Below are 13,113 nucleotides of genomic sequence, written 5' to 3'. Positions count from 1 at the left end.
GGCAGGCCGGGTGGCGGGTGGCGAGCCGACCGGCGGCGGGCGCCCGTCAGTCGAGCAGGTGACGGACCAGGGCGACGACCGGTTCGTGCAGGTCGGCGAGCCTGCCCGGGGCGTCCGCGGCGACCGCGGCGGTCACCAGCGCGCTGAGGCCGCCCGCGAGGAAGCGGGCCGCGAACGCCGGGTCGGGGAGGGCCCGCCAGGCCGGGTCGGCGGCGAAGCCCGCGTCGACCACCACCGCGAAGCGCTCCTGGGCGGCGAACCGGCGCTGTTGGGCCGCGGACCCGGCCGCGAAGGCCTCCAGGAAGAACGTGCGCGTCACCGGCCACTGCTCGGCCAGTGCGGCGAGGTAGGCCGAGAGCCCGCGGGCGAACCGCTCGACCGGCGGGGCGTCCTCGGCGGAGGGGACCGCCGCGGCGATCATCGCCAGGACGACGTCCGCGCACCGGTCGAGGGTGGCGAGGAAGCAGTCCTCCTTGTCGCTGAATTGCTGGTAGAAGGTTTCGCGGGAGACGTGGACGCGGCGGAGGACGTCGGCGATGGTGGCCTTGTTGTAGCCCTTCTCGGCGACGACGTCGGCCATGCCCGCGATCAGCTTGTCGCGCTGGGCGGTGCGGACGTCGTCGCGGCTCAGCCGGTGGCGGCCTCTGGGGAGGGCCGGGTACTCGCGCGGGCTCACCCGGGAAGCCTAACCGCGTTTTGTGTACATACATGTTCGCAAAGGCTATGGTCGACGGGAACCACGACCGGACCAGGGCGTGGAGCACCACACAGTGAAGGGGGAAGTGACCCGTGAAGCTCATCGCGGCCGGTGTGGCCACCTGCGCCATCGCCCTCGGCGTCGTCCTGCCCGCGTCGTCGGCCGCGGCCGACGCCTGCCCGACCCAGATGCTCTTCGAGGTCGGCGGCATGGGCGACCCGCAGGGCAACGTCTTCGACGCGGGCAACGCCGAGTTGCCCCCCGGCGTCGAGGCGACCAAGGTCGTCTACCCGGCCGAGATCTTCCCCCTCGCGCCGAAGACCCTCGACGACTCCAACGCCGAGGGCCGCGCCACCATGGACCGGCTGGTGCGCGAGTTCCACGCCTCCTGCCCCGGTTCGCGCATCACGATCACCGGCTTCTCCCAGGGCGCCCTCGTCGCGGGCGACACCCTCGGCAACCTGTCGAAGGACGACCGGATCCCGCACGGCCTCATCAACGGCGTCCTGTACTCCGACGCGCGGCGGGTGGGGGTGAACGGCGGCCCCGGCGGGATCATGACCAACCTCCCCACCTTCCTCCCCGGCATCACCATGGGCGGCCCGCGCACCTTCGGCGACATCCCCGTCGTCAGCCTGTGCAACCAGAACGACGGCATCTGCCACTCCGAGAACCTCCTCACCAACCTGCTGGGCTTCGCGAACGGCATCCAGGGCTACTTCAGCGGTGCCCACAGCGCCTACGACTTCCGCCCCGTCACGCACAACGGCAGCGCGAACACCGTCTTCCCGCAGCCCCCGTTGATCCCCTACGGCCCGCCGCTGCCGCTGCCCATCCCGACTCTCTGGGAACTCTTCAACGGCAAGCCCGCGGCGGCCGGGATGATGAACATCTACCGCAGCGCCGTCAGCGCTGTCCTGCCGCAGGCCACCAAGGACCGGTTGGACGAATTCCCCGGTTTGGCGAGCTGACCTGGCGTGGTGGGGCGGGAGGTCCCGCCCCGCCACGTTTCACGACAGGGCTTCGTCCACGGCCTCGGGGGTGCGGGCGACGAAGGCGCGGCCGTCGTCGGTGATGACGATCGGGCGTTCGATCAGGATCGGGTTGTCGGCGAGGATGCGCAGCCAGGTCGCGCGGTCGCGCGGCTCGGTGGCGAGGCCGAGCTCCTTGGCCCTGGCTTCCTTCATCCGGGTGATGTCCCACGGTTCCCGGCCCAGCTTGCCGAGCACGTCGTCGAGTTCGGCGACCGTCGGCGGGTCGTCGAGGTAGCGGCGCTCGGTGTGCTCGGGGCGGTTGTCGGCGAGCGCCGACCTGGCCGCGCGGGACTTCGAGCAGCTCGGGTTGTGCCAGATTTCCACAACCCGATTGTGCCCGGCGGGAAAAGTGTCGGTGCCACTGCGTACCGTGGTCACCGTGCAAGATCAGCTCGGGTTCGACATGCCGCTGCCACGCAAACTGATCAAGGTGACCCCGTCGCGGTTGGGCACCTGGCAGGACTGCAGGCGCCGGTTCCGGATGACCTACGTCGACCGGCCGACGCCGCCGCGGGGCGGGCCGTGGGCGCACAGCACGATGGGCGCGGTGGTGCACAACGCCCTCAAGGCGCTGTTCGACCTGCCGGTGGAGCGCCGCACGCCGGACGCGGCGGCGGCGCTGGTGGGCACGCACTGGAAGGACGACGGGTTCGCCGACCAGGCCCAGTCGGGGGTGTTCCGCGAGCGGGCGGCGGGCTGGGTGCGCGACTACGTCGCCGACAGCGACGTCACCGCCGACCCGGTCGGGCTGGAGCGGTGGGTGTCGGCCCCGGTGGGCACCATCGTCGCCGAGGGCCGGGTCGACCGCATCGACCAGCGCGGCGACGAGGTCGTGATCGTCGACTACAAGACCGGCCGCCACGCCCTGACGACCGACGACGCCCGGGGCTCGCAGGCCCTCGCGCTCTACGTCCTGGCCGCCCGCCGCACCCTGCGCAGGCCGTGCACCAAGGTCGAGCTGCACCACCTGCCCACGGGCACGGTCGCCGCCTGGGAGCACACGGACGCGTCCCTGGGCCGCCACCTCGCCCGGGCCGAGGAGAGCGCCGACGAGTTCCAGCTCGCCATCGACACCCACAAGGCGGGCGGCGACCCCGACGCCCTGTTCCCCACCACCCCCGGCCGCCAGTGCGGCTGGTGCGACTTCCGCCGTAGCTGCCCCGACGGCCAAGCGGCTGGACCGGCGCTGGACCCATGGGCGATGCTTGCCCCGTGACCGGCCCGACTGATCGCCTGCCCCGCGAGGACGTGACCACGGTGGAGATCCCGCGCGTCCCCGACGACCCCACCCCCGAACCGGCCGAGGAGACCCCCACCCGGCGCTCCGGCTTCTGGCGCGAACTCTCCGGCGCCCTCGCCGCGGGCCTGCTCGTCCTCGCCGTCGTCGTCCTGGCCATCCAGGTCGTCGACCAGGCCCAGGGCATGCCCGGCCCCGGCGTCCTCGTGGTCATCGCCCACTTCCTGTGCGCCGCCTGCGCCCTCGCCCTGCAACGCCAGGCCGACCGCAGGCGTGGACCGCAGGCGGGCCTGATGATCCTGCTGATCGGCGTCGTCACCGGGATCGCGGTGTGGTTCTTCTGGTGGGCGTGAGTTGTCCACAAGCACCGACCGGAAACCCGGAAATGTCGGTGCTCGCGGGTAGCCTTGATTCGGAACGGCGCGCGAGGCAGTGGGCGGTCTGGCAGGTCGGCCACGCGCACGGGCCGCGCTCGACTTGACGTAGGTCTCGCTCAGCCACAGCCGGCCGCCGCAGACGTGCCCGGTCGTCGTTGACATGCCGGGTCGTCGTTGACATACCGGGTCGTCGCAGACGTGCCCGGCCGCTACGGACATGCCGCCGCTGCGGACATGCCTGGCGTCGCAGGGGCGGGACCACCCAGCGGCTCCCGGCCGCGGTGGGCTGCGGTGGGCTGCGCAGCCCGGCTACCGCGCTGGCGGCCTGGAATCCGCGGTTCGACTCGGGTACCCGCCGGGCGGTTCGACTCAGGTACCCGCCGGGCGGTGCGATTCGGGTACCCACCGGTTCGGCTCGGAAGTGGGCGGTGCGACTTGGACGCCCGCCGGTTCGGCTCGGAGGTGGGCGGTCAGGGTCGCGGTGGGCAGCCGGGGCGGGCTGCCGGGGTCGAGCGCGTCAGGACGAGCCGGAGATGAAGCCGCGGACGGAGTCCGCGATGAGCTGGACGGCGATGGCGGCGAGCAGCAGGCCGGCGATCTTGGCCAGGAGCAGGATGCCGCTGTCCTTCACCACGCGGATGACCAGGCCGGAGTAGCGCAGGCACAGCCACAGGATCAGGTGGACGGTCAGGATCGCGGCGGCCAGCGCCAGGTAGGAGCCCAGGTGCCCGTCGGCCTGGCGGACGAAGACGATGGTGGCGGCGATGGCTCCGGGGCCCGCCAGCAGCGGCGTGCCCAGCGGCACCAGTGCGACGTTGACGTCCTCGACGGCCTCGGGCTCCGTCGCGCCGCGGCCGGTGAGGAGGTCCAGGGCGATGAGGAGGAGCAGGAGGCCGCCCGCGCCCTGCAGGGCGGGGATGCCGATGCCCAGGTAGGACAGGATGGCCTCGCCGCCGATGGCGAAGAGGCTGATCACCCCCAGCGAGACCAGCACGGCCTGGCGGGCGGCCCGGGCGCGGGCCTGCTTGGACTTGCGGCCGGTGAGGCTGAGGAAGACCGGCACGGTGCCGGGTGGATCCATGATCACCACCAGGGTGATCGTCGCCTCGGCGAAGAGGGCGGGCAAGGACATGTCGGACCTCCTCGGGTGGGTGGTGACCGCGGGGTGGCGGGCGGTCGCCGCCACGTGCGGCGGGGGTGCGCGGGGCCGCGTGGCGGGGGTCGTGGGGATCAGGTCGGCGGAGTGGGCGAGGGCAGTGTGGCTGGCGGTGGCCGCGCGGGCAGCGCGGGGCGGGGGGTGTTCACGCTGATGGGGTGGGCGCCGATCACGTCCGTGGGAGCGAGGCGAACGGCAGCGGGGAGCCGGACAGCGCCGGAATCGGGCCGCCGCTGACGCGGAGCACGGCGGGCATCGACGACCCCGGGGGCGGAGTCGTCGAGGGGTGCACCGGGGCCGGGCTGACGGTCGCGCAGCGAACGCCGGCGCCCGCGAACCGACGCACCGCAGGCACCGCAGGCACCGCAGGCACCGCAGGCACCGCAGGCACCGCAGGCACCGCAGGCACCGCAGGCACCGCAGGCACCGCAGGCACCGCAGGCACCGCAGGCACCGCAGGCACCGCAGGCACCGCAGGCACCGCAGGCACCGCAGGCACCGCAGGCACCGCAGGCACCGAGGATTCTGGCCCGGGGTGGTGCCGGTGGTGCGCGGGGGTGGCGGCGGGGAGTGCGGTGGGCATCAGCGGCCTTGGACCAGGGTGGCGCCGGTGGCTCGGGCGACGATCTCGGTGAGCATCTCCGGGGCGGTGGTCTCGGCGCCGATGGGGGTGGTCTTGTTGGTGCCGTGGTAGTCGCTGGAGCCGGTGGTGAGGAGGTTGTGGCGGGTGGCGAGGGCGCGGAGGGCGGCGCGGGCTCTCCCGTCGTGGTCGGGGTGGTCGACCTCGAGGCCGTCCATGCCCGCTTCGGCCAGTTCGGCGATGACCGTGCCGTTGACGGTGGGGCCGCGGCGGTGGGCGAAGCCGTGGGCCAGGACGGTGACGCCGCCCGCCGATTTGATCATCTCGATGGCTTCGAGCACCGGGGTCCTGCGGCTGGGCACGTGGTAGCCGTTGCGGCCGTGCAGCAGGGACGCGAAGGCCTCGGTGACCGAGGAGACGACGCCCGCGCGGACGAGGGCCTGGGCCAGGTGCGGGCGGCCCGCCGGGACGTCGTCGGGGAGGTCGGCGAGGAGGGTGTCGCCGTCGACCGGGTAGCCGTCGGCGGCCATGCGGTCGGCGATGGTGTGCAGGCGGGAGCGGCGTTCGGCCCTGGTGCGGGCGTACTCGGCGACCACGGCCTCGGCCTCGGGGTCGAACAGGTAGGCGAGCAGGTGCACCGTGCAGCGGCCGCCGCGGCCGTCCGGGGAGACGCAGGTCAGTTCGGCGCCGCGGACGAGGGTGAGGCCGGGCGGGAGGGCGGCTTCGGCGTCGGCCCAACCCGCGGTGGTGTCGTGGTCGGTGATGGCGACCGCGTCCAAGCCCGCCCGCGCGGCGGCGGCGACGAGTTCGGCGGGGCTGTCCGTGCCGTCGGACGCGGTGGAGTGGCAGTGGAGGTCGATCCGCACTGGGCCAGTCTCGCCGATGGGTGGTCCCGTGGAGAAACCGGTGACCGAGCACATGCGCCGGGAGCCGTGTTCGCGCTCACGGCGGCGACGGCGCGGCAGCGGTCGGACACGCGCCGCGGACCGCTGCCGACGACCACCGCCGAGGGCAGTCCGGGCGCGGCAGCACGCCCGCGAAGCCACGCGTCGGGAGGTCAGCAGGCAGGCAGCGCGCCCGCGAAGCCACACCGGCAGCCACCGCCCAGGGCCTGTCCTCGAAGCCCGCCTGCCACCCCCCTACCGCAGGCGGGCCACGGAAGATCCCGGCTCCGAGGACACCACCCACGTCCGAGCACGTGCGGGCACACCCCGCGTGCCCGGTGGCCCGAGGGCCTCGGGGCAGCGGGGTCAGGCGACCGGGTTCTTCTTGCGGCCGACCCGGGCCAGGCGCTGGGCCTTGATCATGGAGAAGCGCTCGGCCTGGGCCTTCTTGTCGCCGAACACCAGCTCGGAGATGGCGTCGTTGACCTGTTCCGGGCGGGGGAGGTAGTCGATCTGGTTGAGCGCCTGGATCTGACCGGCGGACTCGACCACGATCGTCCCGTAGCCGAGCACGCGGCCGGGGACGGTGCGCTTGAAGGTGAGGTCGGTGACCTTGCCGATGGGCATCATCAGCACCCGGGTGGTGAACACGCCCGTGGTCATCATGAAGCGCTTGTCCGTCACCACGATGCGCTCCACCCACCAGGAGATGACCTGGTAGGTGAAGCGCAGCAGCACCGCCAGTGCGACGTACCAGAGGATGTTCTGCACCAGCCACATGGACGGGGGCAGGATGTAGGAGATCATCACGCACACCGCGAGCAGCGCGACGGCCTCGAACACCTCCCACGCCAGGCTGGCCCAGTGCCTGCGCACCCGGATGACCCGGCGTTCGGAGTCGAGCAGGTACTCGTCTGGGTCCCTGGGTGCGAACATACGTCGACTTTACCGCTCTAGCCCTGGAAAACGGTGCGGACGAAGGTGATCACTGCTTCGGCACCCTCGCGCAGTGTCTGGATGATGGAGTTGACGATCCCCGCCGACTGGACCGGCTGCGTGACGAGGAAGAAGATGAGCAACGCTGCCCCAGTCAAGATCAGAACCTTCTTGACGTCCACTGCGATCTACCCCGTTCCGTGTACGCACGCCGGATGGCGCCCCTGTTGAAAACCGTTGTACCGCATACGGCGGCGGATCGGGAGCCTAGTCAGGCGCTTGGGGCAACGCGCAGCGTCACACCCGCGGTACAGCTACGCTCCGTGGTGGTGACGGCATTTCACGTTCGACGGATCAGGTGTGTGGGTGCACTGATCGGAGATGATCGGGGAAGGCTACTGCTGGTGCGCCGGGGGCGCGAGCCCGGGCGCGGCCTGTGGTCGGTACCAGGTGGGAAGGTGGAGCCGGGGGAATCGGACGCCGAGGCGGTGGTCCGCGAGACCCGGGAGGAGACGGGGCTCGAGGTGGTGCCGGGGCGGCTCGTGGGGTCGGTGCTGCGAGACGCCCCGAACGGCGTCTTCCACATCCACGACTATGCCTGCGTGGTGACTGGCGGTGATCTTCGGGCCGGTGATGACGCCGACGACGTCCAGTGGGTGGACCTTGCGATCTTCACCACATTGGAACGGGACGACCTGCTTGTGGAGCAGTTGGCGGACACGCTGCGTGGCTGGAACGTGCTGCCGCGTTGATCGGAAGCCGCCGGTCAGGCGAGCCAGGTCATCCGTTCGCCGTGCATGGCGGTCCGGGCGAGGGCGACGGCATTCGGGCGACCGGCCTCCCACGTGGTGAGGCCGAGGACGCCGAACGCCGGGGTGTCGGGGGCGGGCACGAGGTCGTCGCGGTCCGGCAGGACCTCGGCGAGGCCTGCCGCGTAGGCCTCCTGGCTGATCCACCACAGCGGGCGGGTGGCGGCCAGCCGGGCCAGGGCGTCGACGAACGCGGTGCGGTCGGCGGCGGCCAGGTAGGTGAGTACGTGGCTGGTGATGACGACCAGCGGGGTGTTCTCGGGGATGCGGGCGGCGGCGGTGGCGAGGTCGGCGACGGCGTCGCCGGTGACGAACTCCGGGGGGTTCTTGCGCTGCACGGCGGCGGCGGTGCTGAACAGCCGCCTGCGCTCGGGCTGGTCGGCCCAGATGCAGGCTTCGAGCCAGGCGGCGGCGTCCTCGTCGGCGAGGTCGACCGGGGCCCGGTCGAGGCCGATCCTGGCGGCGACGGCGAGCTTCTTGGGGATGACCGGCATGGTGGCGCCGGGGGCGAGTTCGAGGGCGCAGTGCAGGCCGAGGGCGGCCTTGGGCGGTCCGGCGGCGATCTGGCCCGCGGTGGCGGTCTGGTAGCGGTAGGCGTACCGGTCGAGGTTGAGCAGCAGGCCGCCGCTGCACCCGACCTCCAGCAGCCCGAGCGGGGCCTTGGCCCGCTTGGCGGCGAGGGCGACGGCCGGGTAGAGCAGGGCGGCGCGGCGGACCTCGTTGGTCTGGGTGGTGTGCGCGGCGACGAGGGCGCGGATCTTGTCGGCGCGGTCGAGCACGAACGAGCGCCACAGCGGCCAGGTGCCCGCGTCGAGGCCGTAGCTGCCACCCAGGGAGGGGTAGTAGTTCACCAGTTCGTGGAAGGGCTCGGCCTGCAGGGCGCGGTGCACGGCGGCCAGCAGCAGCGTGGGGTGCGGGTGGGGGCCGGTGGCGGCGGTGAGCAGGGCGGCGACGTCGGGGTCGTCGGCGGCCCGGGTGGCGAGGTGCTCGTAGAGCGGGGATTCCCCCGCGGCCTCGTGCCGGGCGAAGCGCCGCAACCGGGTCCTGATGTCGTCCAGGGGATCGGTCACGGCGCTTCCTCCGTCTGCTACGCCTTCGGTTCGGGGCGGCCCGGCTGTTCGCCGCCGCGGGCCTCGCCGTAGGACTGCTTGGGCACCATCACCTTGCGGCGGAAGATGCAAACTACCGTGCCGTCCTGCTTGTACCCGCGGGTTTCGACGTAGACCACGCCGCGGTCGTCCTTGGACTTGGACGGGGTCTTGTCGAGGACCTCGGTCTCACCGTAGATGGTGTCGCCGTGGAAGGTGGGCTTCACGTGCCGGAGGGACTCGATCTCCAGGTTGGCGATGGCCTTGCCGGAGACGTCGGGCACGGACATGCCCAGCAGCAGCGAGTAGATGTAGTTGCCCACGACGACGTTCTTGCCGAAGTCGGTGGTGTTCTCCGCGTAGTTGACGTCCATGTGCAGCGGGTGGTGGTTCATGGTGATCAGGCAGAACAGGTGGTCGTCGTACTCGGTGACCGTCTTGCCCGGCCAGTGCTTGTAGACCGCGCCGACCTCGAACTCCTCGTAGTACCGCCCGAACTGCACTGTTCCTCCAACGTGGGTGGCCGGACCACAAGTGACCGGCGGGTAACCGCACTGTGACCGCACCTCGCCCGGTGCGCAACCGGTGTGTGAGGGAGCGCATTCGGCGCCGCCCGCGCACCGTTTTCCCGGCCCGACCTCGGTTCCGGCCCGCCGTGGAGTACTCTGGCACCCCGGTGGGCCCCACATGCGGTGGCGGCTGCCTCGGCCAGGGGAGGTGAGGACGCATGAGCGACCCGCATGGTCATGACAACGCGACCGGTTGCAGTAGTACCCGCGTCCCCTCCGAAGGTGTGCTCCGCTAAGGACTCCACCGCCGTTTCGGCAGGGACGCTCCGCTCCGGGGCGCCTGTCCGGGCTCCTCGGTTTCCGTAGCGTCGGACACCACCCCGCTGTTGACCGGGTGGTGTTGGCTGGAGGTCCCGTCGATGCCTTCCATTCCCTCGTTCAGCGGCCTGCGGGGCCGTGGTTCGAAGTCGCCCGCCCGCCCGGCCGCGCCGGTCGCGGTGCCGCTGTCGGCGTACGTGGTCGACTGCGCGGTGTACGTCGACGGTGCGCGGCTGCCCGGGCGGTGGACGCACGTGGCGGCGGTGGCCGAGGTGCGCAGGCGGGGCGAGGGGTTCGTCTGGATCGGGTTGCACGAGCCGGACGAGCGGCAGATCCAGGGCGTGGCGGAGACGTTCGGGTTGCACGAGCTGGCGGTGGAGGACGCGGTGCACGCGCACCAGCGGCCGAAGCTGGAGCGCTACGACGACAACCTGTTCATGGTGCTCAAGACGGTGCGGTACGTGGAGCACGAGTCGCCGACGTCGGCGAACGAGATCGTGGAGACCGGCGAGATCATGGTCTTCCTCGGGGCCGACTACATCGTGACGGTGCGGCACGGGAAGCACTCGGCGCTGCACACGCTGCGCGAGGAGCTGGAGGCCTCGGCGGAGCGGATGCGCGGTGGGCCTGCCGCGGTGCTGCACGGCATCGCCGACCACGTGGTGGACACCTACCTGGCGGTGACCGAGGCGTTCGAGAACGACATCGATGAGATCGAGAAGGCGGTGTTCGCGCCGCGCAGCCCGGTCAGCGCCGAGCAGATGTACCTGATGAAGCGGGAGATCCTGGAGCTGCGCCGGGCGGTGATGCCGTTGGCGAACCCGTTGCGGCGCCTGGCGGAGGGGTGTTCGCCGCTGGTCCCGGAGCAGGTGCGGTCCTACTTCCGCGACGTGGACGACCACCTGACGACGGTGTCGGAGCGCGTGACCAGCTTCGACGAGCTGCTGACGACCCTGGTGGACGCGACGCTGGCGAAGATCTCGTTGCAGCAGAACGGCGACATGCGCAAGATCACGTCGTGGGCGGCGATCATCGCCATCCCGACGATGGGGGTCGGGGTCTACGGCATGAACTTCGACTACATGCCGGAACTGCACTGGCGCTTCGGCTACCCGCTGATCATGGGGATCATCTTCCTGGGCTGCCTGGTGCTGTACCGCATCTTCCGCAAGAACCGATGGCTCTAGCGGGGTCTTCCCCGCGCACCCGGACCCCGTTCACCCCTCGATGGGAGGTTGCCCCCCATGACCCGGTACCTGAGCAGTGCGAAGTTCTGGCTCCTCGCGGTGATCATCACGTGGATCACGGTGGTGACCGTGCTGATCTCGGAGAGCCCCGTCGGCGGCTGAGTCCGCCGGTGGACGCCGTCGACGTGGAGCGCGTGGCCCGGCTGGAGCAGGAGCGCTGGGCCGGGGCCGCTGTGTCCATTCAGGACATCGCGGCTGATCGGCCCGCGGACACCGCCGGGCCGGACGGGTGGCAGGCGTACTGGCCCCTGGGGTCGGACCGGCCCACCGCGGGCACCGGGTCGCGGCTGTTGCGGTTCCGGGGGATCTCGGCGGCCGGGACCGTGCTGGTGTTCCGGTTCACCTGGCTGGACCGGCCGGACCCGCCGGAGTACCTGCTGCACGTCGACCTGCGCGACGTCCGGCCCGGTGACGTGGACAGCGCGTCGGTGCGGCTGCTGGAGCGGGTGGAGTTCCTCACCGCGGCACCCGGGTGGCCGGACGCGCTCACCGCGGCGGTGTCGGACCGCGTGTCGCTCGTGCTGCCGCCGCGGTAGGCGCGCGTCAGCGGGCGCGGGCGGCGAGGGAGCGCAGCTCGGCGCGCAGCTCGTCGACGCCGAGCGGGTTGACGCTCATCCAGTCGGGGTCCTCGGTGGCCAGGCGGTAGCGGCCGCGCGGGGTGTCGACCCAGCGCAGCTCCTCGCCGGTGCGGTGCCACTGGTCCTCGGTCTCGTCGCGGTGGGCGAGACCGGCCTGGCCGCTGCCGACGACGGGTTGCAGGGAGGCGACCATGCGGCGGGCGACGGTCTCGTCGATGCCGTGCTCGCGCAGGAGGGTGTCGAGTTCGTCCTGGGTCATCGGGCGGGGTTCGACATCGGCGTCCGGGTCGTCCGGGTCGTCGGGCAGGCGGGTGAGCATCACCTCGAACGCCGACCGCAGGGCGCGCTTGGGCAGGGTGAACGGCGCCGTGCGGGGGGCTTCCGCGCGCGGCACCAGGTGCGCCAACCGGCTGACCGCCTCGTCGACGGAGGCGGCGTGCATCCGCACCACGCCGAACGGTTCGGCCTCGTCCTGGGTGACCAGCAGCGCCTCGTCCTTGGCGACGAGCACGGCCACCCCGAGCCTGCCCAGGTCCTCCCGGTCGACCACCAGGTCCAGGACCCCGGTGCAGGCGCGCAGCAGGTAGACGAACTCCTCGGCCACGCCGAGCGGGCCCCGCTCGTCGGCGAGGTCCCGTTCGATCAGGGTGACCGCGGCGCCGTGGAACAGCACGTCGCGCTCCTCGCGCGAGGCGGCGGCGCTGGGCAGGTCCAGCGGGAACGGCGCGGCCACCTCGGCGAAGGTGCACAGCAGGTCGACCTCGACCGGGTGCAGGGCGACGCCCGCCCGCGTGCGCAGCTCCATCGGCGTGGTCAGGACTCGTTGCGGAAGCGGGTGGCGGAGCTGTCGTCGCTCTGGGCGTAGTCGGCGGCCGACTTCTCCGCGCTGGCCACGAACTCCTCCATCCGCTTGAGGGCGCCCTCCAGCTGCCCGCGCAGGCCGGTCTCGCCACCGAGGCGTTCGGTGAACTTCTCCGCCAGCTCCTGCCCGACCGGGCTGGTGCCCAGCATCGGCAGGTACGCGGGGGTGGCCAGTTCGGCCACGTCGGCGAAGATGGCGTCGAGGTCGGCGCGCACCTCCTCCACGGCGGCGGCGAACTCGCGGATCTGCGCGGGTTCCACCTGCCACCCGTCGGCTCCGGTGACGGCGTCGGGGTCGTCGACGTACACGGGGGACCCTCCCTTTCCCTACAGGCCGATGACCGGCGGCGCGGACTTCATGTCGGACGTGGTGAACGGGTCTGCCTCGATCGGGACGCGCCTGCGGTGCTCCCCGTCCTCCTCGCGGTCGCGGGCGGACCCGCCCGCGCCGGTGCCGTAGCCGGACCCGGCGCGGCCGTGCTCCTCGGCGAACCCGGTGGCCCGCCCGAAGCGGCCGGGCTTGCCGTTGCGGTGCGCCTCGTCGTCGGGGAGCACGGTGGCGCCGCGGGCACCGCCGCGGCCGCCGCGGCGGTTCTCCTCGTCCTCGGGGAGCAGCGACCCGCCGCGGGCACCGACCCGGCCGGTGCGGCGGCGCTCCTCCTCGTCGGGCAGCAGGGTGCCGCCGCGCAGGCCCGCGCGGTTCTTGCGGCGGGTCTCCTCGTCGTCGTCGAACAGGCCGCCGCCGCGACCGGTGCCCCGGCCCGCGCCGACGCCGCCCCGGCCGCCGCGCCCGGTGGTCGCG

16 protein-coding genes and 1 pseudogene are annotated in these 13,113 nt (G+C 72.4%); 6 read left to right on the top strand and 11 right to left on the bottom strand.

Annotated elements, in window-relative coordinates; translation table 11 throughout:
- Window positions 1-46: 46 nt before the first annotated feature.
- Complete coding sequence (locus L6E12_RS04455) at window positions 47-676, bottom strand: TetR/AcrR family transcriptional regulator (RefSeq protein WP_035279296.1); 630 nt, start codon at window positions 674-676, stop codon at window positions 47-49.
- A 113-nt stretch (window positions 677-789) separates the two neighbouring features.
- On the opposite strand from L6E12_RS04455, the gene L6E12_RS04450 reads away from it, so the two are divergent.
- A complete protein-coding gene (locus L6E12_RS04450) occupies window positions 790-1,668 on the top strand; it encodes a cutinase family protein (protein ID WP_236226585.1) in 879 nt (292 codons plus the stop codon).
- Window positions 1,669-1,707: 39 nt separating this feature from the next.
- Here the strand turns inward: L6E12_RS04450 and L6E12_RS04445 are convergent, their stop codons facing one another.
- Complete coding sequence (locus L6E12_RS04445; RefSeq protein WP_236226584.1) at window positions 1,708-2,055, bottom strand: ArsC/Spx/MgsR family protein; 348 nt, start codon at window positions 2,053-2,055, stop codon at window positions 1,708-1,710.
- A 79-nt stretch (window positions 2,056-2,134) separates the two neighbouring features.
- On the opposite strand from L6E12_RS04445, the gene L6E12_RS04440 reads away from it, so the two are divergent.
- Both L6E12_RS04440 and L6E12_RS04435 read left to right on the top strand, forming a co-directional pair.
- The gene (locus L6E12_RS04440) at window positions 2,135-2,947 is read left to right on the top strand and encodes a PD-(D/E)XK nuclease family protein (RefSeq protein ID WP_236226630.1); all 813 of its coding nucleotides are present in this window, start codon (window positions 2,135-2,137) and stop codon (window positions 2,945-2,947) included.
- Window positions 2,944-3,321: a hypothetical protein gene (locus L6E12_RS04435; protein ID WP_236226583.1), complete on the top strand. Its 378-nt coding sequence runs from the start codon at window positions 2,944-2,946 to the stop codon at window positions 3,319-3,321. The genes L6E12_RS04440 and L6E12_RS04435 overlap by 4 nt, the downstream gene beginning before the upstream one ends.
- A gap of 541 nt (window positions 3,322-3,862) precedes the next feature.
- Here L6E12_RS04435 and L6E12_RS04430 read toward each other — a convergent pair.
- The 4 genes from L6E12_RS04430 to L6E12_RS04415 all read right to left on the bottom strand — a co-directional run bounded on the left by L6E12_RS04430 (window position 3,863) and on the right by L6E12_RS04415 (window position 7,083).
- Complete coding sequence (locus L6E12_RS04430; protein ID WP_236226582.1) at window positions 3,863-4,477, bottom strand: MarC family protein; 615 nt, start codon at window positions 4,475-4,477, stop codon at window positions 3,863-3,865.
- Between the two features lie 606 nt (window positions 4,478-5,083).
- Window positions 5,084-5,947, bottom strand: a complete 864-nt coding sequence (locus L6E12_RS04425; protein ID WP_236226581.1) for a PHP domain-containing protein — start codon at window positions 5,945-5,947, stop codon at window positions 5,084-5,086.
- A 384-nt stretch (window positions 5,948-6,331) separates the two neighbouring features.
- Complete coding sequence (locus tag L6E12_RS04420; protein WP_035283610.1) at window positions 6,332-6,901, bottom strand: PH domain-containing protein; 570 nt, start codon at window positions 6,899-6,901, stop codon at window positions 6,332-6,334.
- A 17-nt stretch (window positions 6,902-6,918) separates the two neighbouring features.
- On the bottom strand, window positions 6,919-7,083 hold the full coding sequence (locus L6E12_RS04415) for a hypothetical protein (RefSeq protein WP_236226580.1): 165 nt from the start codon (window positions 7,081-7,083) through the stop codon (window positions 6,919-6,921).
- Between the two features lie 147 nt (window positions 7,084-7,230).
- Here L6E12_RS04415 and L6E12_RS04410 point away from each other — a divergent pair, with 147 nt between their 5' ends.
- A complete protein-coding gene (locus L6E12_RS04410) occupies window positions 7,231-7,653 on the top strand; it encodes an NUDIX hydrolase (protein ID WP_236226629.1) in 423 nt (140 codons plus the stop codon).
- A gap of 14 nt (window positions 7,654-7,667) precedes the next feature.
- Here the strand turns inward: L6E12_RS04410 and L6E12_RS04405 are convergent, their stop codons facing one another.
- On the bottom strand, window positions 7,668-8,780 hold the full coding sequence (locus L6E12_RS04405) for a DUF2332 domain-containing protein (protein ID WP_236226579.1): 1,113 nt from the start codon (window positions 8,778-8,780) through the stop codon (window positions 7,668-7,670).
- A gap of 17 nt (window positions 8,781-8,797) precedes the next feature.
- Window positions 8,798-9,301, bottom strand: a complete 504-nt coding sequence (locus L6E12_RS04400) for a MaoC family dehydratase (RefSeq protein ID WP_035283613.1) — start codon at window positions 9,299-9,301, stop codon at window positions 8,798-8,800.
- Between the two features lie 425 nt (window positions 9,302-9,726).
- Here L6E12_RS04400 and L6E12_RS04395 point away from each other — a divergent pair, with 425 nt between their 5' ends.
- A complete protein-coding gene (locus tag L6E12_RS04395) occupies window positions 9,727-10,812 on the top strand; it encodes a magnesium and cobalt transport protein CorA (protein ID WP_236226578.1) in 1,086 nt (361 codons plus the stop codon).
- A gap of 170 nt (window positions 10,813-10,982) precedes the next feature.
- A complete protein-coding gene (locus L6E12_RS04390) occupies window positions 10,983-11,408 on the top strand; it encodes a hypothetical protein (RefSeq protein ID WP_236226577.1) in 426 nt (141 codons plus the stop codon).
- Window positions 11,409-11,415: 7 nt separating this feature from the next.
- On the opposite strand, the gene L6E12_RS04385 is transcribed toward L6E12_RS04390, so the two are convergent.
- The 3 genes and pseudogenes from L6E12_RS04385 to L6E12_RS04375 all read right to left on the bottom strand — a co-directional run.
- Entirely contained in the window at window positions 11,416-12,255 is an 840-nt protein-coding gene (locus L6E12_RS04385; RefSeq protein ID WP_236226576.1) for an ESX secretion-associated protein EspG, read from the bottom strand.
- Between the two features lie 8 nt (window positions 12,256-12,263).
- A complete protein-coding gene (locus tag L6E12_RS04380; RefSeq protein WP_236226575.1) occupies window positions 12,264-12,620 on the bottom strand; it encodes a hypothetical protein in 357 nt (118 codons plus the stop codon).
- 18 nt (window positions 12,621-12,638) lie between these two features.
- Window positions 12,639-13,113: pseudogene (locus L6E12_RS04375) on the bottom strand (hypothetical protein); the annotation flags it as partial.

It is taken from the genome of Actinokineospora sp. PR83 (genome assembly GCF_021056305.1).
GTDB classification, from domain to species: domain Bacteria; phylum Actinomycetota; class Actinomycetes; order Mycobacteriales; family Pseudonocardiaceae; genus Actinokineospora; species Actinokineospora spheciospongiae.
This window is presented reverse-complemented; position numbering and strand designations above follow the sequence as displayed.